Below are 24,299 nucleotides of genomic sequence, written 5' to 3'. Positions count from 1 at the left end.
AGGGTGTGGGAGAGTAGGTCACCGCCGGACAATCTTTTGGTGAGGGCGGGAAGAGGATCCCTTTGTGGGGTTCTCTTCCCGCCCTTTCTGCTTTTTGTATGGTCACGCGTGGCCACGTCCTCGACCCGCGCACGGCCGGGGGGCGTGTGCGGTGTTCGGGAGCTTCGTTCGCGAACCTCGATCGACCGCGGAGTGATGCACGTCGAACCTCGGTCGAGGTGCAGCCGTTCGGCCTGTCGATCTGTAAACTGTCGGCCATCCAGGCCTGAGTGGTCCAGCCAGGATAGATCCGACGGGCCGGCCAGCTCACCTGGTCCAGCGACCGTCTGCGGCCGATAGACCTCGCCGTGCGCGACTGGGCGCGGCGCGATCACGCCGTAGCCGCTGTCGCCGGGTGGCGTCAGACGCCTCTTCGAGCACGAGCACGAAGACCGTGTTCACCGTCCAGTCCGCATGCATGCTGGTGGGGAGTGTCTGCTGGCCGACGACCAGGTCGCCGTGAAGGGGTTCTTGCAGGTACCCGACTGTCTGCCGCGGGATCCGCCGGCACTTCCGCCGTTCGGCGAACGCTCTCCTGTCGATGGGCCCGGCCACTTCGTAGAGCGCGAGCAGGTGGTCGCCTTGGCGCGCTTTCCGGGGTCCGTAGATGAGGTAGGTGCTCATGGCGGTGAGGAGCCATGGGTATCTGGTGGCCATCGCTTGTAGTTGCTCGCCATGATGGTGGCCGCCGCCCGCCAGCTGGCCCGGAAGGGGCAAGGTGGCTAATACTTTCGGATGATTCAGCACCTCCAGGGCGGCGACCTTGGTCGAGGGGGCACAGGCTTGTGGTCGATGCGGTGCCGGAGCGTCGGCCTCTAACGTCAACTTCGTGGTGTTGGAGCCTGCTGTGCCGACCGCTCGGGCCGCCCGTGCCGCCCATGCTGTGCGTGGGACGCGGCGGTTGGCGCGAGGCTGTGCAGAGCGCGGTGGCCGGCGCGAACTTGAGCAGGACACGGTGGCTGGCGCGAGGCTGTGCAGGGCGTGGCGGTCGGCTCGAACTTGTGCATGGCGCGGTTGCTGGCAGCAAAGCTGTGCAGTCGAAGAGATAGAGGCAGCGGTGAAGAGCTGTGCAGCCTCTGGAGACGTGCTGGAGGAGGGGCGCTGTTGATGACATCCGGTGTGCCGTCAGCTCCCGGGCAGACGGTTGTGGCCCGGCTGGCGGGGGAGCGAGTCCTCGTTTGGTGTGGGGCTCCGCTGCTGGGAGCCGGGGCCGGGTGGCTGCTGAAAGTCGTTGCCGACTGGGCGGTGTCGTTGCCGTGGACCCCGTTTCAGAAGCCGCTGGACCTCATTGCGTCATTGCCGGCTGGGCCGGTCACGATCGCAGTCGTGGCACTTGGGAGCGTTGCCGGGCTGGTGATCGCGTTTATCGCCGAGCGGGACTACGTGACGGTAGTCGTCGACGATGACCAGGTCACCGTCGCGTACCGGGAGTCGCGGCGAGAGGTGCGGCGCGCGTCGATCGAGGCGGTGTTTCTCGACCGGAAGCGGCTGGTGCTCCTCGGCCATGTGACCGAGGAGCTCGTCCGGCAGGGTGGCGATCTGCCTGATGCCAAACGGCTCAGCGATGCCTTCCAGGTGCACGGCTACCCCTGGCGGTCGGGCGGCGACCCGTACGCGAACGATTTTCGGCGCTGGGTGGCAGATCATCCGGACCTTTCCGCTGCTGCCCACGCCTTCCTCAAGGCGCGTGAACGAGCACTGGACCAGGGCGACGGCGAGGACGCCGAGCAGCTGCGCGCGGAGCTGGCCGAGCACGGCATCGTGGTCCGTGAGGAGGGCAAGCGCCAGTACTGGCGCCGCACCAAGCAGGCGTCGGAGAGCTCGGACGACCTGGGCGGTTAGACCTCGATGATTTGCCGGCCTGGAGCGGTCGCGAGTCGGCCCGAGGGCGCCGAAGGTGGGCCCGATGCGGCTGAGAGCTGATCCGAAGCGGCCGCGAGTCGGTCCGCGGGCGGCTTGGGCCGGCGGTCCTGCCGGGGGCTTGTGGCAGGAAACGGTCACTGTGGTCGGGAGTGGTCAAGACGGCACGCGCGGGGCGCAGGTTCGGACCGAGCGCGTCGGCGTCGCCTGCGCCTCGTCTTGTGAGTTCGCATCTCCTACGGGTTCGTGCGTCATGCGGGTCCGCGTCTCCTGCGGGCTCGTGCTCCCTGTAGGCCTGCGCGTTCGTGCCTCTGCGGGCCTGGTGCCCCAAGCGCCCCGCGGGCCTGCGGCGTGTCAACGGTGCCGCTGGCGCCGCTTGGAGAACCGAGGGGCTGGCAGTTGATGCGGGTGCTGCCCGTGGTGCGCTCAGCGACTCGGCGGTGGTGTCCGTGCACACTCCGACTCGGCGGCGGTGTCCGTTTGCACGTTGATTCGGCGGTGTCTTGGGCGTTGTCGAAGGGCGCCTCAGACGTGGAGGTCGGCTGTGAGGACGGTGACGGCGCGGCCCGAAAGGTCGACGCGGTCGCCCTTGGCGGTGACCCGGACGAGGCCGCCTCGTTTGGAGAGCTGGGCTCCCACCAGGTCGTTGCGGCCGAGGCGGGCCGCCCAGTACGGCGCGAGGGCGCAGTGGGCCGAGCCGGTTACCGGGTCTTCCGGGATGCCCACCCTGGGGGCGAAGAAGCGGGAGACGAAGTCGGTATTCGTGCCTCTCGCGGTGACGATGACACCTCTCGCGTCGATTGCGCGAAGGGCCTCGATGTCCGGTGTGAGGGTGCGCACCGCTTCCTCTGATTCCAACTCCACCAGCAAGTCGAGATTGCTCTTGCCCACCTGCTCCACTGCAGCTCCGAGGGCTTTTTCGAGGTTGGGCGGCGCTGTGGTGGGTGTCACTTCCTTGGCCGGGAAATCCATCGTGATCATGCCGTCGGGGCTGCGATTCACCGTGAGCGTTCCGCTGGCCGTGGTGAATTCGAGCCGGCCGGTGGCGGCGCCCGTCGAATAGAGGACGTGCGCTGTGCCGAGCGTGGCGTGCCCGCAGAGGGAGACCTCGACCATGGGGGTGAACCAGCGGAGGGAATCGCCGAGCAGGAAGGCGGTCTCGGAGAGGTTCATCTCGGCCGCCACGGCCTGCATCCACGTGTCGGGAGCCGAAGACTCCAGCAGGCAGACGGCGGCGGGATTACCCTGGAAAGGACTGTCGGTGAAGGCGTCTACAGTGAACACTCGCATGTTCCGAGGCTAGCGGGGGTGCGATATCCGGGTGAAACCTGGATGCCAGGCGTACAAAATGGAAATGGTCGTGGGCGTGTCGCATGGCGAACACGGAATCGTCGGTTACCGTCCAATGTGTGGGGACGTGCCGATTGCGGTGAGTTCCTGAGGAAAGGACAAACCGATGGGGGCAGTGCGCAAGGTGGTGAGCTACCTTGGCCTGGGCGGGATCGACCAATACGAAGACGGCTACGACGACGAGCAGTACGAAGAGGAGTACATGCCGGCGGCGGAGCGGGCGGCCAAGAGGTGGCGTTCGACCGTCGACTCGTCGCGGATCGTCATGGTGCAGCCGCTCAAGTACAACGACGCGCCGATGATCGGTCAGCACTTCCGCGAGGGGCAGACGGTCATCATGGACGTGACGGGCATGCCGATGCCCGAGGCCACCCGCATGGTGGACTTCGCGGCCGGGCTGGCCTACGGCTGCGAGGGCCGGATCGAGCGCATCGCAGACCGGGTCTTTCTGCTCGCGCCGGCGCACGTGGAGATCGAGACCACCTAGTAGGCGCTAGGCCGCTCGCGGGCCGCGACGGATCAGCCGGGTCAGCTCGGCCGAGTCGTCGGCGGCCTGCTTCGCGCGTGCGTCCGCTTCGCGGGCGTACGCGTGTAGTGCCCAGAAGGCGCCGTCTGCCAGCTCTTTGAGCTCGGCCAGTTGGGCGGCCACATACCGGGCGTCTGCTTCGATCGCCTTGCGGCGCTGCCAGAGTTGCCACCCGGCGAGCCCGAGCAGGGCCGCGCCGAGCACGGCGAGCGGCCAGCCGACGGCGACGGAGCCGGTCAGGCAGGCGATGCCGGCCACCACCAGGATGATCGCGCCCCAGGGCCACCGGCGTGGCATGACCCCCTCGGCCACGATCGCGTTCTCGGCCTCGGTCAGCGACCTCTCGTCGGGGCCCTCAGGGCGCAGTTCGACCGAGTGGCCGAGCAGTGTCACGGTCACCGTCGCCGGCGGCATCAGGCGGGTGTCCTCTTCGAGCTCTTCCGCCAGGCCACGCAGGATCGGGGCCGCCACGTGCAGGGCGATCGCCGCCAGGTGCGGGTCGGCGCCGGGGCGCAGGTCGTCGAGGAGATGCGAGGTCAGCGAGGCCATCGGGCCCGAGGGGCCGCCCTGCCCGATCAGCGAGCGGAGGACGGCCAGCGGCTCGTCCTCGGCCCAAGCCGTGACAGGGCTGGACGAGTTGTTGGTGAGCGGGGCCGAGGAGACAGGTTCGGCCTGGCGGGTGGAGGTGATCTCGGCGCAGCGGGCGCGCAGCCTGGCGAGCCGGGCGGCGGCCTGCGCGGGCTTGGCGAGTTCGGGGATCTCCGCCATCTCGGGGAAGTCGGCCAGCGAGGGCGGTACGACAACGGACGGCTCGCTCGGGGCGAGCGCCTGCACCCACTGTTGCACGTCCGCGTGTTCGGGGACGGCGACCGCGTCGAGCTTGCGCAGCACGAAGATCTTCCCGGCGGGGCCGTAGGCGCCTCGGGCGGCGGCGAGCCAGAGGGCGCGCTGGCCGTGGCTGACCGGCCGGTCGATGGCGAGGTCGCCGAAGGCGGTACCGAGCCAGGACGCGTGGATGCGGCTGCCGTGACCTGCGACGGCCAGGGCGAGGCAGAGGAAGAGCGCGGTCTGCTGCTGGTCGCGGCCGGCGGCGCGGCTCAGTGGTTCGAGCGGGTCGGCGCCGGTGAGGATCACGGTCAGCGCCTCGACGGCGGGGGGCAGCCAGTTGCCCGGAATGTCGCGGAAACCCGGGGGAGCGGGAGGCATGGTGCCGTTCGCGGCGAGATGTGCCAGCAGTGCTTCGGCGTAGCGCTGTAGCTCCGTCGCGGCTTGGGGGCTCGCGGTCAGGTCCGTGCTCAAGGCAGAAGACTCCCCCATGTCGGCCTCAGTCATGACCGCGTAAAGCCTAGCCGGGGGGCGCGCCAACCAGGTGGAGGCGCGCCCTACTCCGGAGCGGAACAAAAGCCGGTCTTACATGCGATCGGGGACAGGAACCCCCAGAAGGTCGAGGCCGGTGTGCAGCACGCGGAGGGTCAGCGCACAGAGCGCGAGCCGGGAGGCCCGTGTCTCGGCGTCGACGCCCTCCTTGATGACCGGGCAGTTCTCGACGAAGGCGGTGAACGTGGTGGCGGTCGCGTAGAGGAAGGCGGCCAGCCGGTGCGGCTCGCTCAGGGCGGCCACCTGCTCGACCACGGCTCCGAAGCCCAGCACCTGCAGGGCCAGCGCCCGCTCGGCCGGGTGCCCGAGCGTGATGGGCCCGGTCGCGGTGGCGGGGTCGAAGTCGCCCTTGCGGAAGATCGAGCGGATTCTGGCCTGCGCGTACTGCAGGTAGGGAGCGGTGTTGCCGGTGAAGGCGAGCATGCGGTCGAAGTCGAAGACGTACTCGCTGTCGTGGCTGACCGACAGGTCGGCGTACTTGACCGCGCCCATGCCCACGGCCCGGGCGATCTCCGCGCGGGTCGCGTCGTCGTAGCCGCGCTCGTCGAGGAGGGCATCGGCCCTGTCGACGGCCTCCTGCAGGAGCTCCATCAGCTTGATGGAGTCGCCGGAGCGGGTCTTGAACCTGCGGCCGTCCTTGCCGAGCATCATGCCGATCTGGACGTGCTCGGCCGACACCGTGTCGGGCAGCCAGCCCGCCAGCCGCGCTGCCGCGAAGACCATGCGGAAGTGCAGCGCCTGGTCGGCGCCCACCACGTACAGGACGCGGTCGGCCTTGAGGTCGTCGACGCGGTAGCGGACGGCCGCCATGTCGGTGGTCGCGTACCCGTAGCCGCCGTCGCTCTTCCTGATGATGAGGGGCAGCGGTTTGTCGTCGGAGCCGGTGAAGCCGGGCGGGAACACGCACAGCGCGCCCTCGCTCAGCACCGCGACCCCGGCGGCCTGGAGGTCGTCGCAGGTCTTCTCGAGCATCGGGTTGTAGATGCTCTCGCCGGCGATGTCGGCGTCGGTGAGCGTGACGCCGAGCAGGCCGTAGACCTTGTCGAAGTAGCGGATGGTGGCGTCCATGAAGACGTGCCAGAGCCGCATGGTCTCGGGGTCGCCCGACTGCAGCGTGGTCACCCGGACGCGTGAGCGCAGCTTGAACGTCTCGTCGCTGTCGAACTTGGCCCTGGCGGCCTGGTAGTACTCGGTGCCCATACCGGCTTCGAGCTGCGCGATCGCGGCTTCCTCGCCGATGTCGAGCAGGTGCTCGATGAGCATGCCGAACGGGGTGCCCCAGTCGCCCAGGTGGTTCTGCCTGACGACGTGGTTGCCGAGGTGCTCGTGGACGCGGGCCAGGGAGTCGCCGACGATGGTGGTGCGCAGGTGGCCGACGTGCATCTCCTTGGCCGCGTTGGGCGCGGAGTAGTCGATCACCACGGTCTGCGACGGCGCGGCCGTGCCGACGCCGGTGCGCGCGTCGGCGAGCATCTCGGCGGCCTCGGACGCGATCCACGAGTCGTCGAGGGTGATGTTGAGGAAGCCGGGGCCGCTGACCTCCACCGTGCCGGGGAAGTCGGACAGTGCGGCCTTGAGTGTCTCAGCGACCTCCCGCGGCGCCCGTCGCAGTCGCTTGGCCAGGCTCATTGCGACGTTCGCCTGGAAGTCGGCGAACTGGGAGGGCCGGATCAGCGGGTCTGCATCGGCGTACTCGGAACCGAACGCGTTCGCCAGCGCCTGCTGGACGCGCTCGGTGAGCACTATCTGCGGGTCGGTCATGGTCTAAGAGTACCGGCGACCTTGACCGCGGCGCTGATGACTATTGCGGCAATCACGGAGATTCCGACGGCCGTCAGGTCGTTGCTGATGTCGTCGGGGACGAGCGCGAAGAATCGCCGGACGAACGGGATGAGCAGGGCCACCCCGAACAGCACGGCCATGGCCGCGACGAGGCCGATCCGCCACCAGGTGAGGGGCCGGGCGATCAGCACCAGCACCCACCAGGTGGTGAGGAAGAGCGCGATCACCGCCGAGGTCTGCTCCTCGACCAGGGTGGACGTGACGCTTTGCGCGGCCCAGAACGCCGCGAGCACCGCGGCGGCGCACAGCACCCCGGCCGGGACGGCGAAGCGCAGCACTCTGGGCACGAACCCGGGCTTCGAGCGCTCCAGGGTGGGGGCGAGCGCGAGGAAGAACGCCGGGATGCCGATGGTCAGCGCGTTGACCAGCGTCGAGTGGCGCGGCGCGAACGGGAACTGCAGCCCGACGACGCCCACCAGCAGCGACAGTGCGATGGCGTAGAAGGTCTTGGTGAGGAACAGGTTCGAGACCCGCTCGATGTTGGCCAGCACCCTGCGTCCCTCGCCGACCACGTGGGGGAGAGTGGCGAACCGGTTGTCGAGCAGCACCACCTGGGCCACGGCCTTGGTGGCGGGGCTGCCGGCGCCCATCGCGATGCCCAGGTCGGCGTCCTTGAGGGCGAGCACGTCGTTGACGCCGTCGCCGGTCATCGCCACGGTGTGGCCGCGCGACTGGAGCGCGCCGACGAACAGGCGCTTCTGCCTGGGGGTGACGCGGCCGAAGACGGTGTTGGCGTCGAGCAGTTCGGCGAGCTTGTCCTGGTCGTCGTCGGGCAGCGTGCGCGCGTCGATGGCGCGATCACCGTTCGGGATGCCCAGGCTGGTAGCGATGGCGGAGACCGCGTCGGGGTTGTCGCCGGAGATCACTTTGACCGTGACGCCCTGCTTGGCGAAGTACTCCAGGGTCTGGTGCGCGTCGGGCCGGATGCGCTGCTTGAGGGTGATCAGCGCGACCGGCTCGACCTCGCCGCCGGCCTCGGCGGACGGCAGGCCGTCGGCGCGGCACAGCGCCAGCACCCTGGTTCCGGTGGCGGCGAGCTCGGCGGCCCTGTCGTACCCGTCGGCGCCGGCGTCGAGCAGGACGTCGGGCGCCCCCAGCACCCAGGCGCCGTGCCGGCCGAAGTCGGCGCCGCTCCACTTGCGGGCGGAGGAGAAGGGCACGGTCGCGGTGGCGGCCCACCCGTCGGGGGCGGAGTCGTAGCGCGCCTGGATGGCCAGGGCCGTGGCGTTGGGCCGGTGGTCGGCGCCGGCCAGGGCGGCGAGGGCGTCGTCGACCGGCTGGTCGTCGCGCAGGCGCAGGACCTGGTCGAGGTCCATGCCGCCCGCGGTGAGCGTGCCCGTCTTGTCGAGGCAGAGGACGTTCACCCTGGCCAGGCCCTCGATCGCGGGCAGCTCCTGCACCAGGCATTGGCGCCGGCCGAGGCGGACCACGCCGACGGCGAAGGCGATCGACGTCATCAGCACCAGGCCCTCGGGGATCATGGTGACGATGCCTGCGACGGCGCCGGTGATGGCGGTGCCGAAGTCGGCGGAGTGGCGCAGCTGGCTGTAGAGCAGCAGCGCGCCGATCGGGATGACCAGCCAGGTGATGTACTTGATGAAGTTGGCGACGCCGTCGCGCAGCTCGGAGTGGGCGAGGTGGAACTTGCTGGCCTCCTCGGCCAGCCGCACGGCGTAGGCGTCGGTGCCGACCTTGGTGGCGACGAACGAGCCTGAGCCCGCCACGGCGAAGCTGCCGGAGAGCACCTGGTCGCCCTCGTGCTTGTGCACCGGGTCGGCCTCGCCCGTGAGCAGCGACTCGTCGATCTCCAGCCCGTCGGACTCGACGATCTCGCCGTCGACGAGCAGGCGGTCGCCGGGGCCGAGCAGGATCAGGTCGCCGAGCACCACCTGGCGCGGGTGGATCTCCTGGTCCCGTCCGTCGCGGCGGACTCGTACCGGAGCCTCGTTGATCACGGCCAGCTTGTCGAGGGTGCGCTTGGCGCGCAGCTCCTGGACGATGCCGATCAGCGAGTTGGCGACGATGACCAGGCCGAACAGGCTGTCCTGCCAGTGCCCGAAGATCAGGATCAGCACCCACAGGACGCCGATGACCAGGTTGAAGAGCGTGAAGACGTTGGCTCTGACGATCGCGGCGAGCGATCTGCTCGATCGGCGCGGCACGACGTTGGCCTTCGCCCCGGCAACCTGTGCTGAGGTGAGCCCGTCCACACAACCCCCCGTTTCTGTGGATCTGCCCAGACTACGGGCTTACCACAGTCTGTGTGATCGATGCGAGGCGGTGATCCTGTCACCGATCCTGGTCACGATGCCGCGCGCGGACAGGTCGGCGGCGAGTTGGCAGGCTGCGCTGATGGCCGGCGCCCTGGACGAGCCGTGCGCGATGACGACGGTGCCGTTCAGGCCGAGCAGGACGGCGCCGCCGTGGGCCTCGGCGTCGAGCCGATGGCTCAGCTCGCGTAGGCGCGAGCGCTGCATGAACGCGCCGATCCTGGCGACCTTGCTGTCGCTGATGGTATCTCTGAGCTCGCGGAAGGCGTAGCGGACGGCGCCTTCCATGGTCTTCAACGCCACGTTGCCGGTGAAGCCGTCGGTGACGATCACGTTGACGCTGCCGGTGAGCAGGTCGTGGCCCTCGACGTTGCCGGCGAAGTCGAGGCCTGGGGAGGTCTGGAGCAGTTCGTGGGCCCGTTTGACGACCTTGTTGCCCTTCTCGGCCTCGCTGCCGATGGTGAGCAGGCCGATCCTGGGCTTGGCGACGCCGTAGGCCAGCTCGGCGTAGGCCGCGCCGAGGTGCGCGAACTGCACCAGCATCTCCGGCTTGGCCTCGGTGTTGGCGCCCGCGTCCAGGAGGAGCGTGGGGTGGGGCAGCGTGGGAAGGGCGACGGCTATGGCGGGCCTGAGCACGCCCTGCTGGGCCTTGAGCCTGAGCCTGCCGGTGGCCACGATGCCCGCCGTCGAGCCCGCCGACACCACCGCCGACACGTCGCCGCGGCGCAGCAGGTGGCAGGCGATCGCGATGCTGGAGCGGGGGCGCCGCAGGCTGGCCAGGGCGCCCTCGTCCATCGCCAGGGCCTCTTCGGCGCGGACGATCGGGATCTCCTTGGCCGCGTCGTGGTCGGCGAGTGCCTCGTACAGGACGCGCGGCGAGCCGACGAGCACCACCGACAGCCCGCGCTCGCGCACGGCGTGGACCGCCCCCGCCACGATCTCGTGCGGCGCGTGGTCGCCGCCCATGGCGTCAAGCGCGATCGGCCTGCTGTCGGACAAATGGTCACCTCGTGCGGCATGCGAGCCCGCCGCCACGGCTCGGCCGGGTGCGAGTTCGGGTATCTCCGCATCGTAGGCAAGGCGGAGGCCAGGTTGACCGGCGGGTAGGCCGGTTCCCCGCTAGGCGAGGTTCCAGTCGGTGACTGCGCGCGACACGATCACCTTCGAGAACGTCGACCTGCCCACGATGCGGATGAGCGGGCCGTCGCCCTCGGAGCCGCCGGTCACGCTCCGCTTGCCGAACGTGGAGCCGCCCTCGTCGATGACGCGGGCGTTGTCGGGGACGCGGACGATCAGCTTGCCGAAGCAGGCGTCGGCCTCGATCGTGATCTCACGGCCCGGCAGCACGGCCTCCGACAGGTCGACGATGAGCGCGCCGAACCTGGCCGACAGCTTGGTGTGCCGGGAGGCGACCCAGCGGCCCTTCCGGATGGTCTTGCTGAACGTGGAGTCGATCGTCTGCTGCTCGACGGTGGCGGGGGCGGCGCTCACGGACACGTCCGGCAGGTCGCGGGTGAGGGGGACGAGCTCGCCGATGGTCTTGGCCGTGTAGGCCACTTCCAGGCGGTCGGCGTGTTCGACGCTGGTGAGTCTTCCGGTGGCGAGTGCCTCGCCGAGCACCGCGGCCACGCGGTCGCGGTCGGCGTCGGAGGCGCGCAGGACGGGATCGTCGGTCACGGTTAGAGAGTGTATGCCCATTCGCGATATGTCGCGAGTGGTCTTTCCTCAAAGGAAACTTGGAGCCCAGCGGAACCGGAGGTGCGGTCCGCCGCGTCCGGGATATAAGAGCCGTAGACGCGCGACAGGGTCGTGAGGTTTACCGCCGACCGGACAAAAAAGATGGGAAATGCCTAGTGATCTTGAACCAACCGGGAACACGGCGCTTCCGGGCGTACACGTCTAAGCATCTCGACGAGCTCCTGCAGCGTGCGGGGCTCGGTGACGAGGAGCGGCTGAAGGTCCGGGCCGTCGCCACGGTCCTGCCCTTCAGGACCAACGCCTACGTCGTGGATGAACTCATCGACTGGTCGGCGGCGCCCGACGACCCCATATACCGCCTGGTCTTCCCGCAGGAGGACATGCTTCCCGCGGCGGACGTCGCCAGGCTGGCCGACCTGCTGAAGGCCGAGGCGCCCAACGCGGAGGTCCAGGCCGAGGCGAACAGGGTGCGGGCCCAGCTCAACCCGCACCCGGCAGGTCAGAAGGAACTCAACGTGCCGCGGATCGGCGACGAGCCGGTGCCGGGCATGCAGCACAAGTACTCGGAAACCGTGCTGTTCTTCCCCAAGCAGGGGCAGACCTGCCACGCCTACTGCACGTACTGCTTCCGGTGGGCGCAGTTCGTCGGCGACGCGGACCTGAAGTTCGCCTCCGACGACATCGACCAGATGGTCGGCTACATCCGCCAGCATCCCGAGGTCACCAGCGTGCTGATCACCGGCGGCGACGCCATGATCATGGGCGAGACGGTGATCAGGCGGTACATCGAGCCGCTGATCGGCCTCGAACAGCTCGAGTCGATCAGGATCGGCACCAAGGCGCTGGCGTACTGGCCGCAGCGCTTCACCACCGACCCCGACGCGGCCGACACGCTCAAGCTCTTCGAGCAGGTGGTGGACGCCGGAAAGAACCTCGCGTTCATGGCGCACTTCACGCACCCGCGCGAGCTGGAGTCGCCGATGGTCGAGGCGGCGGTCAAAGGGATACTCGGCTCCGGCGCCACGATCAGGACCCAGGCGCCGCTGATCAGGACGATCAACGACGATCCGGAGATCTGGTCGGGCATGTGGCGGCGGCAGCTGCGCATGGGCATGATCCCGTACTACATGTTCGTCGAGCGTGACACCGGCCCGCAGGACTACTTCGCGGTCCCGCTGGCGCGCGCGTACGAGATCTTCAGGGACGCGTACGCGTCCGTCTCCGGGCTCTGCCGGACCGTCCGCGGGCCCTCCATGTCGGCCACGCCGGGCAAGGTGTGCGTCGACGGCGTCACCGAGATCGCGGGCGAGCGGGTGTTCGTCCTTCACTTCATCCAGGCCCGTGACGCGTCGCTGGTCGGGCGGCCGTTCTTCGCGCGCTACGACCCGACGGCGGTGTGGCTGACGGATCTGCGCCCGGCTTTCGCCGACCGCTTCCCGTTCGAGTCGGAGGACGCGCTGCTCATGGTCTGAGCGGTCAAGCGCGTGCCCTGCTAGCGGAAAATCTGCGCCCCGGCCCGTGACATTTGTTTTTCCAGACGCTTGTTCACGGGCCGCGTGGCCACCGCTTCCGCTCGCGGGAGACGTCGACGGAATATCGGAAATAGCCCCCTGCTATTTCCCGACTTGTCTCCCCGTCCATCCGCCCTTTCTTGATCGCCAGTCGGCTCCTCAACCCCGCTGTGGACGGGCTTTTCCGCGCTCCCGGCCTGTCGCGCGGGGTGATAGAACTGCGTGTGCAGCTCAGCCGGGACGGCGCGTTAGGTGTGGTGCCCACAGCGCGTACGCCACGGCAATCGGGGGTTTTCGATTCGCATTTCCACTGCGTTCCAGAGCGATCGATCAGAGCCGGGAAGGCAATCATGAAACGTGCAGGAAAGGCGGCTGTTGCCGTCGCGACATTCGGGCTGGCGGTCGCGCTGGCCGCGCCCGCGTACGCGAGCGACGATCCGTTGGGCGGCCTGCTGGGCAGGTTGCTGGGCGGCGGGTCGTCACTCGGCGGGCTCTCGCTGAGCGGCGGGCCGCTGGGCGGAGGGCTGCCGGGCGTGCTGGCCGCGTCGGGGGCTCACGACGCGCTCGGGCAGGCCCGGATGGGCGTCGCGGGCGAGTCCGGCAGCGTCCAGGGTGGCCTCGACGGCGTCAACGGGGCCGGCAGTGTCCAGGGTCGCCTGAACAGTGTCAACGGGTCCGGCAGTGTCCAGGTGAACGGCGTCAGCGGGTCCGGCGGCGTCCAGGGTGGCCTGGACACCATCAGCGGGCCGGGCGGCGTCAACGAGCCGGGCGGCGTTCAGTGGCTGCTCGCGCCGGTCGCCGGTCTGGGAGGCGTCGGCGGGCCTGGTGGCGTCCGCGACACGCTCTCCCCGGCCGACGGCCTGGCCGGTGCCGCCTCCGGCACGCTGGACGACGGCGCCGACAGCCTGTCCGGGCTGGACGCCGCCGTCAGGCAGGCGCTCCCCAGCACGACCCCGGTGCGGCTCGCGCCGCTGCCGGGGAAGGTCGCGCCGAGCGAGACCGCGCCGGTCGTCCGGGCACTGCCCGGCGTCGGCAGGGCCGCCACCGTCGACGGGATCGCCCCGCTCGTCGAGGACGCGGCCAGGGCCGGTGCCCCCCAGGGGGTGCGGGTGGCCGATGCCTACAACGACGTGCTGACCGGTGTCGCCTGGGCCACGGAGAGGCTGACGGCCGCAGTCGGTCGTTGACGTGGCCATGGCGTGCCATGGAGACCGCCCGCTGAACGCCGAAGCGGAGGTCCGCGAGTGTCCCGGTGCCGGTGCTCGGTGGATCGGACGTGGAGGCGGCGACGCGGCGGGCCCGTGGCCGCCAGAAGCCGGCACGTGATGCATCCCGGTTCGTGGGGGTAGCGCTGCCATCACCTCGCGCGGCCTGCCGGCGGGTGTCCCGGTGCCGGGCGCTCACCGTACGGGCGGCGCAGGTTTCGAGATCGGTGCGTGAGGGCGCGGTCTCAGGACGGGTTCGGGCGGACGCGCCCGGGCCCGGGCGGCATCCGCGTCGCGTCGCTCTGCAGGGCAGCGGCGCCACGGCGGGTGCACCAGCCGCCGGCCCCTGGTCAGGGGGTCGGCGGCTGCTTTGCTTTCAGGCCCGACCGCTCTCAACCTCTGCGCCTTCATGGCCCGGACACCCGGCGTCTCGATCTCTTCGCCGTCAGAGGCTCGGCCACCCGGCGCTCTTACTTCTTCGCCCTCAGAGGAGCCGGACTCCGGTGCGGCGGGCGATCTGGGCCTGCAGCCTGGCCATCTGCCAGTGGAGCTCGATGAGCTGCTCCGCGAGCTGCAGCCGCGGGATCTCGGTCACGTCTTCGATGGCCAGGTGGTCGATCGCGGCAGAAAGCTCTCCCATCGCGCGCCTCCAGAGTCCTCGTATCGAATCTGCGTTCGAATCCTATCCGAACGCCAGGCGCGATGTCAGTGATTTGCCTCTGGAGTCGCTCGTGTCACGGAGCTCAGCCCTCGTTGCGCGGCTCTCGTTGCTCGGCCCTTGGCTGCTCAGCCCTTGTTGTAGGCGGCGAGGACTTCCTTCGGGTCGCCGTCCATCTTGATCTTGCCCTTGTGCAGCCAGATCACTCGGTTGCAGGTCTCCTCGATGACCTTGAGGTCGTGCGCGACCAGGAAGACCGTGCCCGCGGACTCGCGAATCTGCCGGATGCGCTGCTCGCTCTTCTTGCGGAACTCGCGGTCGCCGGTGGCCAGCGCCTCGTCGATGAGGAGCACGTCGTGGGTCTTGGCGGAGGAGATGGCGAAGCGCAGGCGGGCGCCCATGCCGGAGGAGTAGGTGGACATCGGCAGCTGGACGAACTCGTCGATGCCGGAGAAGTCGACGATCTCCTGGTACTTCTCCCTGACCTCGGCCGGGGTCATGCCCATGGCGTAACAGCCGAGGACGATGTTCCGCTCGCCGGTCAGCTCACGCATGAGCGCGGCGTTGACGCCGAGCAGGGACGGCTGCCCGTCGGTGTAGACGGCGCCCTCGTGGGGCGGCAGCAGGCCCGCGATCGCGCGCAGCAGGGTGGACTTGCCGGAGCCGTTGCGCCCGACGACGCCGATCGCGTCGCCGTGGTAGGCCACGAAGGTGACGCCCTTGACGGCGTGCACCTCCTTCATCTGCGGCCGGCGCTGGCGCTTGAGCATGCGCGTGAGGGCGTTGACCGCGTTGCCCTTCTCCGCGTCGCTGGCGGCTCCGTAGACGCGGTAGACGATGTGGAGGTCGTCGACGATGACGGTCGGTGTGCCTGTGGGAGCGTCCAGCGGTCGCTTGCCCGCGGGCTCCGGGTTGGGATGCACCCTGACGTCCTTGCTCGGGACGGCGGGCTGATCGCCCTTCACCTGTGACAGCTCCTCGGTCAGTTCAGCCACGCCCGTACCTCTCCTCGGCTCGCCAGAAGTACCAGAAGCCGAAGCCGAGTGTGAACACCGCCCAGAATACGCAGCTCCCCAGCACCCAGGTTCGCGGCCACTTGTCATTGAGGAGGATGTCGCGGGCGAACTCGATGAAGGAGGCGGCCGGGTTCAGGTACATCACCCTGGCGACCCAGTCGGGCAGGCCCGCGCCCGCCACCTTGAGCTCGATGGAGAAGAAGACCCCGGAGGCGTACAGCCAGGTGCGCGTGATGAACGGCAGGAGCTGGTTCATGTCGCGCATGGACGCGCCGACGCGGGCGAGCACGAGGCTCGTGCCGACGTTGAACACTGTCTGGAGCGCGAGCATCACCGGCAGGAGCAGCCAGAACCAGGTCGGGAACTCGCCGGTGGCGAGGAGCAGGGCCAGCAGCACGCCCATGGAGATGAGCAGTTGCTGGAGCTCCTGGATCGTGTACGCCAGCGGCAGCGAGGCCCTGGGGAAGTGCAGTGCCCTGATGAGGGAGAGGTTGCCGGAGACCGACTTGGCTCCGGCGGTGACCGAGCGCTGGGTGTAGGTGAAGATGAACATCCCGGTCAGGAGGAAGGCCGGGTAGTTCTCAACGCCCTTGTGGCCCCCGAGAATGTATCCGAACATCACGAAGTAGATGCCGGCGTTCAGGAGGGGCGTGAGCACCTGCCACAGCTGGCCGAGGGCCGAGCTGGAGTACTTGGAGACGTTGCGTGAGGTCGCGTACGTCAGGATGAAGTGTCGCCGCTCCCAGAGCTGGCGCAGATAGACGGGGAACCTCGGACGTGCGATGGCACGGCGAAGACCATATCTCGCGGCGAGCTTGGCCAGCGGCTCCTGCCTGCTCCGGCCGCCCGCCTGGGCGTCCGCGACAGCGGATTCCGGCTGGCTCATGGCATGGACTCTATTGGATCCAGGTCGTTCGGGTGCCTGCGACGGCGGTACGCAGCAGACACTTGGACGGTGTCTGGCCGCGCGTGGTTCCGGTGCGCCGCCGAGACTCGGTCAACGGTAGCCCAGAGGTGCAGGAGTTGGCTGCCGGTGCGCAGGCACAGTCCGGTGAAGGGTACCTTTGCTCGACTGTCGGCGTACCAACTTGTCACGTTCTGGTCGTTTTATCCGCTTTAATGCTGTTTGCGGGAAATGACTGTGACGCTTGATAGGCGTACGTGTGACCGAACTGCAACGCGCCAGAGACTCGCTGGTGGCACGTAGTGAGGGATAGTCGCGATCGACTGGCAGGGCGTCGGCTGGTTTGACCATGTCAGCCAAACCCGGGGGCTTACAAGGAACCTCCGTCAGGCTGCTCACGATCATCGCAGCTCAGCGCTTACGCCCACCTGTAGAGGGAGGAATCTTTTCACCATGCGTGTTACTAAGGGCGCACAGATCGTCGCCGGTACCGCGCTTCTCGCCCTCGCGGTCGCCGCGTGTGGCGGCGGCGGCAGCACCTCGACCGGTAACTCGTCGTCGGGGTCGGGCGGTGACACACCGGTCCGCATGGAGCTGGGCGAGCCGCAGAAACTGCTGGTCCCGTCGGACACCACGGAGTCGGAGGGCGCTGAGGCGCTGGCGGCGGTGTTCGAGCCTCTCGTGAACTACGACGAGAACAAGAACGTCGTCGAGGCTGCCGCGCAGTCGATCGAGACCACCGACAACAAGGTCTGGACGATCAAGCTCAAGCCAGGCTACACCTGGCAGAACGGTGAGCCGGTCATCGCGCAGAACTACGTCGACGCGTGGAACTACGCGGCCAACCAGGACAACGCCCAGGGTGCCGGCTACTTCTTCGGCCGTGTCGACGGCTACGAGGACCTCAACCCCGGTGAGGGCAAGCAGGTCACCACCAAGGAGATGAAGGGCCTCAAGGCGGTCGACGACACGACCCTCCAGGTGACGCTGAAGGAGCAGTTCTCGCAGTTCAAGACCATGCTCGGCTACACCGCGTTCTACCCGCTGCCCAAGGCCGCCTTCGGCGCCGACGGCAAGGTGACGGCGGAGTTCGGCGAGAAGCCGATCGGTCAGGGCCTGTTCAAGCTCGACAAGCCCTACAAGAAGGGCACCGACCAGACGATCGAGCTGTCGGTCTACGACAAGTACCCCGGCCCGAAGCCGAAGAACTGGACCAAGCTCCAGTTCAAGCTCTACAACAGCTCGGAGACGGCCTACAACGACCTCCAGGCCGACAACCTCGACATCCACGACTCGCTGCCCGCCTCGGCGATCTCCAGCGCGAAGACCGCGCTCGGCGACCGCTACCAGGACCAGCCTGACGGCGGCGTCGGGTACATCGGCTTCCCGCTGCAGTACAACGACATCTACAAGGACGTCAAGGTGCGCGAGGCCATCTCGATGGCCATCGACAGGAAGACCATCGCCGAGACGGTCTTCTCCGGCACCCGCGCCCCCGCCGACGACTTCATCAACCCCCTCATCTCGGGCTACCGGCAGGGCGCCTGCGCGGCCTGCCAGTACGACCCGGGCAAGGCCAAGGCGCAGTACGCCGCGGCCAACGGCCCGAAGACGCTGGAGCTCGGCTACAACGCCGACGGCGGCCACAAGGAGTGGATCGAGGCGGCCGCCAACAACCTGCGCGCCAACCTGGGCGTCGAGGTGACGGTCAAGCCGTTCGAGAAGTTCGCCAACATCCTGGACGACCTGGACGCCAAGAAGTACCAGGGCATGTTCCGGATGGGCTGGGCCATCGACTACCCGTCGGCCGAGGACTACCTGACGCCGATCTTCTCGATCGGTGCCATCAAGACCGGCTCCAACTACGCGGGTTACAAGAACAAGGAGTTCGACGACACGGTCGCCAAGGGCGACCAGGCGAAGACCCCCGAAGAGGGCCTGAAGTTCTACCAGCAGGCGGACGACATCCTGATCAAGGACCTCCCGTACATCCCGGTGTACTTCTACCGGAACAACTCGGGGTACTCCACCAAGGTCAAGAACGTCAGGATCAACCTGCTCAACCAGGTTGAGTGGGCCGAGGTCGAGAAGGCCTGACGTTGTTCCCGGGGGCGGGTGCACTGCCGCCCGCCCCACGAGAGCCGTCTTGAAGGCAGTCAGCGAACCGTGTCACCCGGGTTCCAGCGGCTGCCTTCTTGGCATGTACGGGAGACTTGAATGGGCCGTTACATCATCAGGCGCCTGATCCAGGCGATACCAGTGCTTCTGGGCGCCACACTGTTCATCTTCGCCATCGTCTTCGCGCTGCCTGGTGACCCCATCGCAGCGCTGGCCGGCGAGAAGAGGCAGGACCCCAACATCGTCGCGATCATCCGCGACCAGTATCACCTGAACGATCCGCTGCTGTTGCAGTACTGGTACTACATCAGCGGCGTCCTGTTCCGCGGGGACTTCGGCAAGACCTTCGCCGGAGTGCCTGTCACCCAGCTCATGGCGGGCAAGTTCCAGGTCACCCTGAACCTGGCCCTCGTCGCGCTCGTCATGGAGGCCATCATCGGCGTCGTGCTCGGCCTGTGGGCGGCGCTGCGCCGCGGCAGGGCGTCCGACACCATGATCCTGGCCTCGACCCTGCTGCTCATCTCCGTCCCGACGCTGGTCACCGGCTTCGTGCTGCAGCTGTGGCTGGGCGTCTGGCTGAAGCGGGTCACCGGCACGCAGATCTTCCCCATTGCGGGCATCGACTCGGGGCTGCAGTCGTACCTTCTTCCCGGTTTCGTCTTGGCAGGAACATCGATCGCGTACCTGACCAGGCTCACCAGAACGAGCCTGGTGGAGACGTTGAGATCGGACTACATCCGAACAGCGACGGCCAAGGGCCTGTCGCGGCGAAGAGTCATCGGCAGGCACGGGTTGCGCAACGCGCTCATCCCGCTCGTCACGTATCTCGGCGCCGACCTGGGCAACCTCATGGGCGGCGCGGTGATCACCGAGACGATCTTCAACCTGCCGGGTATCGGCAACCAGCTCTATCAAGGCGTATATCTGCGAGAGCAGCCCGTTGTCGTAGGTATCGTGACAGTTCTGGTGCTGGTGTACATCGTGGCGAACTTGATCGTTGACCTGCTGTACGCCGTGCTCGACCCGAGGATCCGCTATGAGTGACACCCCACAGGTCGGACCTGTGCACCCGGAGACCCAGACGCTGACCGCGGACCAGGTCACGGCGGCGCCGTCCCCCAACGGAAGGCCCAAGAAGGAGGGCAAGCCGGCGAGCCTTTGGGGTGACGCCTGGCACGACCTCCGGCGCAGGCCGATGTTCATCGTCTCGGTCGTCATCATCCTCGTCCTGCTGGTGATGTCGTTCTGGCCGTCGCTGTTCACGTCGATCAACCCGTTCGACGCGAAGACCTGCGAGTTGGCCACCGCGCGGCAGGCGCCGAGCGCGGGCCACATCTTCGGCCGCGACAGTCTCGGCTGCGACGTCTACGCCCGGACCATCTTCGGCGCGCGCAACTCGATCGTGATCGGCGTGAGCACCACCGTCATCACGGCGATCGTCGGCGGGCTGCTCGGGCTCATCGCGGGCACGCGCAGCGGAGTCGTCGACACGGTCTCGTCCCGCGTCACCGAGATCTTCTTCGCCATCCCCCCGATCCTCGGCGCGCTGCTCATCGCGGCCACGTTCCGGGATCTGAGCCTGGGCATCTGGCTGGTCGTGATGGCGCTGTCCGTCCTGGCCTGGCCCATGACGTTCCGCATCATGCGGGCGGCCGTGATCACCGCCAGGAATCAGGACTTCGTCGTCGCGGCGCGGGCGCTGGGCGCGAGCCAGAGCCGGATCATGTTCCGGCACCTGCTGCCGAACGCGCTGGCTCCGGTCATCGTCATCGCCACGATCAACCTCGGCGGCTTCATCGCGGCAGAGGCGGCGCTGTCCTTCCTGGGAGTCGGAGTCCAGTCTCCGGACATCTCGTGGGGCCTGATGATCGCCGACGCCCGTAACCGGTTCCTGGAGGCGCCGCTGCCGCTGGTCTTCCCGGCGGTGTTCCTGAGCATCACGGTGCTCGCGTTCATCATGCTCGGCGACGCCGTACGCGACGCGCTCGACCCGAAGCTCAGGTAGGAGGGGAGACCGATGAGAACGACGTCACCGGACGCGTTGTCCGCCGAGGGAGGGCTGGGCGACAGTCCGCTGCTGGCAGTGGAGGACCTGCACGTCGAGTTCGCCACCCGGGCGGGCATCGTACGCGCCGTCAACGGCGTGAGCTACTCGCTCAACCCGGGCGAGACGCTCGCCGTGCTCGGCGAGTCGGGTTCCGGCAAGTCCGTGACCGCGCAGGCGATCATGGGCATTCTGGACATGCCGCCCGCGCGCATCCCGAAGGGCGAGATCCGGTTCCGCGGCACCGACCTGCTGCAGCTCTCGGACGAGGCCCGGACGCAGGTGCGCGGCCAGCGCATCGCGATGGTCTTCCAGGACGCGCTGTCGGCGCTGAACCCGGTGTTCACCGTGGGCTGGCAGATCAGCGAGATGTTCCGGGTGCACAGGGGCATGTCCAAGCGCGACGCCATGAAGAAGGCCGTCGAGATGATGGACAAGGTGCGCATCCCGGCCGCCAAGCAGCGCGTCAACGACTACCCGCACCAGTTCTCCGGGGGCATGCGCCAGCGCATCATGATCGCCATGTCGATCGCGCTGGACCCCGAGGTGCTGATCGCCGACGAGCCGACCACCGCGCTCGACGTGACCGTCCAGGCCCAGATCATGGAGCTGCTCGCGGAGCTGCAGCGCGAGAGCAACATGGGCATGATCCTGATCACGCACGACCTCGGCGTCGTCGCCGACGTCGCCGACAAGATCGCGGTCATGTACGGCGGGCGCATCGTCGAGAACGCCCCCGTGCACGACATCTACCGGGCTCCGGCCCACCCGTACACCAAGGGCCTACTGGAGTCGATCCCCCGGGTCGACCTCAAGGGCCAGGAGCTGTACGCGATCAAGGGCCTGCCGCCCAACCTGCTCGACATGCCGACCGGATGCGCGTTCCACCCGCGGTGCCCGTACCGCCAGGACGACTGCGCGACGGACGTCCCCCCGCTCAACGAGATCAGCGGTACGCGCAGCAGCGCCTGCCACTACTGGAGGGAGGTCCTCGATGGAGACCAGAGGTGAGCGCATCCTCGAGGTTCGTGACCTGGTCAAGCACTTCCCCCTGACCCAGGGCATCATGTTCAAGAAGCAGATCGGCGCCATCAAGGCCGTCGACGGCGTCTCGTTCGACCTCCACAAGGGCGAGACCCTGGGAATCGTGGGCGAGTCGGGCTGCGGCAAGTCCACGCTGGCCAAGGTGCTGATGGCGCTGGAGCGGCCGACCAGCGGCTCGGTCATGGTCAACGGTCGCGACATCGGCCAGGCCAAGGGCGGCGAGCTCAAGCGGATGCGCCGCAACATCCAGATGGTGATGCAGGACCCGTACACCTCGCTCAACCCGAGGTCCACGGTCGGCGACATCATCGGCGAGCCGTACGAGATCCACACCGAGGTCGCGCCGAAGGGCGACCGCCGCAAGAAGGTGCAGGAGCTGCTGGAGGTCGTGGGCCTCAACCCCGACCACATCAACCGTTACCCGCACCAGTTCTCCGGCGGCCAGCGCCAGCGCATCGGCATCGCCCGCGGCCTGGCGCTCCAGCCGGAGGTCATCGTCTGTGACGAGCCGGTCTCCGCCCTGGACGTGTCGATCCAGGCGCAGGTGATCAACCTGCTGGAGCGGCTGCAGAACGAGTTCAACCTGGCCTACATCTTCATCGCCCACGACCTGTCGGTGGTGCGGCACATCTCCGACCGGGTCGGGGTGATGTACCTGGGCAAGTTCGTCGAGCTCGGCAAGGACGTCGAGATCTACGACCGTCCCGCGCACCCGTACACGCAGGCGCTGCTGTCGGCCGTGCCGGTCCCCGACCCCGAGGGCCGCGAGCAGCGCGAGCGGATCATCCTGCAGGGTGACCCGCCCTCGCCCGCCAACCCGCCGTCGGGCTGCCGCTTCCGCACCCGGTGCTGGAAGGCGCAGGAGATCTGCGCCGAGGAGGAGCCGCTGCTCCAGATCCGGCCGGGTACGGCGCACGCGAGTGCGTGCCACTTCGCCGAGACGCACGACGTGGTCCACGTCGGGTAGCGGTGATCAGGGAAGCCCTCCGCGGTCTCGCGGAGGGCTTTCTCGTGCCCGTGGGCGGGTGGGTTCAGCGGGTGGCGATGATGGCGGAGCCGTGGCCGAACAGGCCCTGGTTGACGGCCAGGCCCACGCTGGCGTGCTCCACCTGGCGGGGGCCCGCCTCGCAGCGCAGTTGCCGGGTCAGCTCGCACACCTGGGCGATGGCCTGGGCGGGGATGGCCTCGCCGAACGAGGCGAGGCCGCCGGACGGGTTGACCGGGACGCGCCCTCCGAGCGCGGTGTCGCCGTCCCGCAGCAGCTTGCCCGCCTCGCCGGGCGGGCAGAGGCCGATGTCCTCGACCCAGTCCAGTTCCAGGGCGGTGGACAGGTCGTAGACCTCGGCGAGCGAGAGGTCGTCGGGGCCGAGCCCGGCCTCCTCGTAGGCGGCGTGCGCGAGGGCCGACCTGAACGTCCGTTCCGGGGGCGGCACGGCGGCGGACGAGTCGGTGGCGAACTCCGGCAGTTCGAGGACCGTGTTCGGGAACGTCGGGCTGACGGTGGAGACGGCGGCGAGGTGTACCGGTTTGCCGGCGCCGAGCCTGCGGGCGTACCGCTGGGACGCCAGGACGACGGCGGCACCGCCGTCCGAGGTGGCGCAGATGTCCATGAGGCGCAGCGGGTCGGCGACCATGGGGGAGGCCAGCACCTGCTCGGCGGTGACGGGCTCGCGGTAGCGGGCGAGCGGGTTGAGCGATCCGGCCAGCGCGTTCTTGACCTTGACGGCGGCGAAGTCGTCGGGTGTGGAGCCGTACAGGGCCATCCGCCGCCGCGCATAAAGGCCGAAATATGCCGGATTTGTCGCCCCGAGCAGCCGGAACCGCAACCAGTCCGGATCGTCCGGGCGGTCTCCGCCGACCGGTTTGAAGAAGCCCTTGGGCGTCGAGTCGGCCCCCACCACCAGCGCGACGTCGCAGAGCCCCGCCAGGATCCGGGCTCGGGCGAGGTCGATCGCCTGCGCCCCGGAGGCGCACGCCGCATAGCAGGACGCGAGCCGCGCCCCGGACCAGCCGAGCGCGCGGGCGTAGGTGGCACCGGCGACGAAGCCGGGGTAGCCGTTCCTGATCGTGTCGGCGCCGGCCAGGAACTGCACGTCGGTCCAGGCGATCCCGGCGTCGCGCAGCGCCTCGCGGGCCGCCGCCACGCCGTACTCCACGAACGGCCTGCCCCACTTGCCCCAGGGGTGCATCCCCACGCCCAGCACGACGACGCTCGCTGCCCGAGCGGTCACGAGAGCGGCCCCCACATCCACACCAGCGGGCCGTCGGCCAGCGGCCCCGCGGTCAGCTCCAGTTCCATGCCGACGTCGAGGTCGTCGACCGTCAGCCCCGTCACCTGGCCCAGCACCACGATGCCCTCCTCCGCCAGTTCCACCGCGGCCAGCGTGACCGGCGCGTACGGCTCCGCGGCCACGTACGGGGCGGGCGGCGGGTAGCAGGCGTTGGTGTACGACCAGACCCGCCCGCGCCGCGAGAGCCTGACCTCCGCCATGGACTCGCCGCCGCAGTGCGGGTTGGGGCAGAACGGTCGCCGCGGCGGGAAGCAGACCGTGCCGCAGCCGGCGCACCTGGTGCCGATCAGGTACGCGCCGTCCTCGCCGATGCCGAACCAGTCGTCGATCGCCAGGGTCATAGCCCAGGAGTATCACACAAGCGCTTGCTAGGTAACACTTTCCCGCAGGTGCCGCACGACCACCCTGACCGACATCCCCGCCGCCAGCAGCAGCATCCCCACCACCACGGGCAGCCGGGACGGCGGCGGCGAGGCGGGCGGCCCGCCGCCGAAGTACCCGCCGGGCGCCGCGGACGGCGCGGGGGTCCCGGGCCGCCGGGCCGCC

21 protein-coding genes are annotated in these 24,299 nt (G+C 68.8%); 9 read left to right on the top strand and 12 right to left on the bottom strand.

The window, feature by feature from the left end; translation table 11 throughout:
- Window positions 1-306: 306 nt before the first annotated feature.
- The gene (locus tag ABZ297_RS36625) at window positions 307-663 is read right to left on the bottom strand and encodes a hypothetical protein (protein WP_355356126.1); all 357 of its coding nucleotides are present in this window, start codon (window positions 661-663) and stop codon (window positions 307-309) included.
- Between the two features lie 483 nt (window positions 664-1,146).
- Between ABZ297_RS36625 and ABZ297_RS36620 the strand changes: the two genes are divergently transcribed.
- Window positions 1,147-1,881 (top strand): hypothetical protein, encoded by a 735-nt coding sequence (locus ABZ297_RS36620; protein WP_355356124.1) that lies wholly within the window; start codon window positions 1,147-1,149, stop codon window positions 1,879-1,881.
- A gap of 543 nt (window positions 1,882-2,424) precedes the next feature.
- Here the strand turns inward: ABZ297_RS36620 and ABZ297_RS36615 are convergent.
- Entirely contained in the window at window positions 2,425-3,189 is a 765-nt protein-coding gene (locus ABZ297_RS36615; protein WP_355356122.1) for a PhzF family phenazine biosynthesis isomerase, read from the bottom strand.
- A gap of 166 nt (window positions 3,190-3,355) precedes the next feature.
- Here ABZ297_RS36615 and ABZ297_RS36610 point away from each other — a divergent pair, with 166 nt between their 5' ends.
- Complete coding sequence (locus ABZ297_RS36610; RefSeq protein ID WP_355356120.1) at window positions 3,356-3,736, top strand: cell division protein SepF; 381 nt, start codon at window positions 3,356-3,358, stop codon at window positions 3,734-3,736.
- A 6-nt stretch (window positions 3,737-3,742) separates the two neighbouring features.
- Here ABZ297_RS36610 and ABZ297_RS36605 read toward each other — a convergent pair whose 3' ends face one another.
- From ABZ297_RS36605 to ABZ297_RS36585, 5 genes are all read right to left on the bottom strand, one after another.
- Window positions 3,743-5,074 carry a hypothetical protein gene (locus ABZ297_RS36605; protein WP_355356118.1) on the bottom strand — a complete coding sequence of 444 codons (1,332 nt, stop codon included), beginning with the start codon at window positions 5,072-5,074 and terminating at the stop codon, window positions 3,743-3,745.
- A 111-nt stretch (window positions 5,075-5,185) separates the two neighbouring features.
- On the bottom strand, window positions 5,186-6,913 hold the full coding sequence (argS, locus tag ABZ297_RS36600; protein WP_355356116.1) for an arginine--tRNA ligase: 1,728 nt from the start codon (window positions 6,911-6,913) through the stop codon (window positions 5,186-5,188).
- Entirely contained in the window at window positions 6,910-9,204 is a 2,295-nt protein-coding gene (locus tag ABZ297_RS36595) for an HAD-IC family P-type ATPase (RefSeq protein ID WP_355356114.1), read from the bottom strand. Before ABZ297_RS36595 ends, argS begins: the two co-directional genes overlap by 4 nt.
- Before the next feature lie 39 nt (window positions 9,205-9,243).
- Window positions 9,244-10,263 carry a phosphate acyltransferase PlsX gene (plsX, locus tag ABZ297_RS36590; protein WP_355356112.1) on the bottom strand — a complete coding sequence of 340 codons (1,020 nt, stop codon included), beginning with the start codon at window positions 10,261-10,263 and terminating at the stop codon, window positions 9,244-9,246.
- A 120-nt stretch (window positions 10,264-10,383) separates the two neighbouring features.
- A complete protein-coding gene (locus ABZ297_RS36585) occupies window positions 10,384-10,941 on the bottom strand; it encodes a DUF1707 domain-containing protein (RefSeq protein ID WP_355356110.1) in 558 nt (185 codons plus the stop codon).
- Window positions 10,942-11,117: 176 nt separating this feature from the next.
- Between ABZ297_RS36585 and ABZ297_RS36580 the strand changes: the two genes are divergently transcribed.
- The gene (locus ABZ297_RS36580; protein ID WP_355356108.1) at window positions 11,118-12,434 is read left to right on the top strand and encodes a lysine 2,3-aminomutase; all 1,317 of its coding nucleotides are present in this window, start codon (window positions 11,118-11,120) and stop codon (window positions 12,432-12,434) included.
- 389 nt (window positions 12,435-12,823) lie between these two features.
- Window positions 12,824-13,660: a hypothetical protein gene (locus tag ABZ297_RS36575; RefSeq protein WP_355356106.1), complete on the top strand. Its 837-nt coding sequence runs from the start codon at window positions 12,824-12,826 to the stop codon at window positions 13,658-13,660.
- A 502-nt stretch (window positions 13,661-14,162) separates the two neighbouring features.
- Here ABZ297_RS36575 and ABZ297_RS36570 read toward each other — a convergent pair.
- From ABZ297_RS36570 to ABZ297_RS36560, 3 genes are all read right to left on the bottom strand, one after another.
- Complete coding sequence (locus tag ABZ297_RS36570) at window positions 14,163-14,318, bottom strand: hypothetical protein (RefSeq protein ID WP_355356104.1); 156 nt, start codon at window positions 14,316-14,318, stop codon at window positions 14,163-14,165.
- Window positions 14,319-14,464: 146 nt separating this feature from the next.
- Window positions 14,465-15,331, bottom strand: coding sequence for an ABC transporter ATP-binding protein (locus ABZ297_RS36565; protein ID WP_355356102.1), 867 nt, complete (start codon window positions 15,329-15,331; stop codon window positions 14,465-14,467).
- Entirely contained in the window at window positions 15,324-16,238 is a 915-nt protein-coding gene (locus ABZ297_RS36560) for an ABC transporter permease (protein WP_355356100.1), read from the bottom strand. Before ABZ297_RS36560 ends, ABZ297_RS36565 begins: the two co-directional genes overlap by 8 nt.
- A gap of 471 nt (window positions 16,239-16,709) precedes the next feature.
- On the opposite strand from ABZ297_RS36560, the gene ABZ297_RS36555 reads away from it, so the two are divergent.
- From ABZ297_RS36555 to ABZ297_RS36535, 5 genes are all read left to right on the top strand, one after another.
- Window positions 16,710-18,353 carry an ABC transporter substrate-binding protein gene (locus ABZ297_RS36555; protein ID WP_355356098.1) on the top strand — a complete coding sequence of 548 codons (1,644 nt, stop codon included), beginning with the start codon at window positions 16,710-16,712 and terminating at the stop codon, window positions 18,351-18,353.
- A gap of 120 nt (window positions 18,354-18,473) precedes the next feature.
- Window positions 18,474-19,418, top strand: a complete 945-nt coding sequence (locus ABZ297_RS36550) for an ABC transporter permease (RefSeq protein ID WP_355356096.1) — start codon at window positions 18,474-18,476, stop codon at window positions 19,416-19,418.
- On the top strand, window positions 19,411-20,379 hold the full coding sequence (locus tag ABZ297_RS36545; protein WP_355356094.1) for an ABC transporter permease: 969 nt from the start codon (window positions 19,411-19,413) through the stop codon (window positions 20,377-20,379). Before ABZ297_RS36550 ends, ABZ297_RS36545 begins: the two co-directional genes overlap by 8 nt.
- A gap of 12 nt (window positions 20,380-20,391) precedes the next feature.
- On the top strand, window positions 20,392-21,429 hold the full coding sequence (locus ABZ297_RS36540) for an ABC transporter ATP-binding protein (protein ID WP_355356092.1): 1,038 nt from the start codon (window positions 20,392-20,394) through the stop codon (window positions 21,427-21,429).
- Complete coding sequence (locus ABZ297_RS36535; RefSeq protein ID WP_350807844.1) at window positions 21,413-22,429, top strand: dipeptide ABC transporter ATP-binding protein; 1,017 nt, start codon at window positions 21,413-21,415, stop codon at window positions 22,427-22,429. Before ABZ297_RS36540 ends, ABZ297_RS36535 begins: the two co-directional genes overlap by 17 nt.
- Before the next feature lie 64 nt (window positions 22,430-22,493).
- Here the strand turns inward: ABZ297_RS36535 and ABZ297_RS36530 are convergent, their stop codons facing one another.
- The gene (locus ABZ297_RS36530) at window positions 22,494-23,693 is read right to left on the bottom strand and encodes a lipid-transfer protein (RefSeq protein WP_355356090.1); all 1,200 of its coding nucleotides are present in this window, start codon (window positions 23,691-23,693) and stop codon (window positions 22,494-22,496) included.
- Window positions 23,690-24,094 (bottom strand): OB-fold domain-containing protein, encoded by a 405-nt coding sequence (locus tag ABZ297_RS36525; protein WP_355356088.1) that lies wholly within the window; start codon window positions 24,092-24,094, stop codon window positions 23,690-23,692. Before ABZ297_RS36525 ends, ABZ297_RS36530 begins: the two co-directional genes overlap by 4 nt.
- Window positions 24,095-24,299 lie beyond the last annotated feature (205 nt).

The organism is Nonomuraea sp. NPDC005983 (assembly GCF_040614375.1).
Classification (GTDB): domain Bacteria; phylum Actinomycetota; class Actinomycetes; order Streptosporangiales; family Streptosporangiaceae; genus Nonomuraea.
This window is presented reverse-complemented; position numbering and strand designations above follow the sequence as displayed.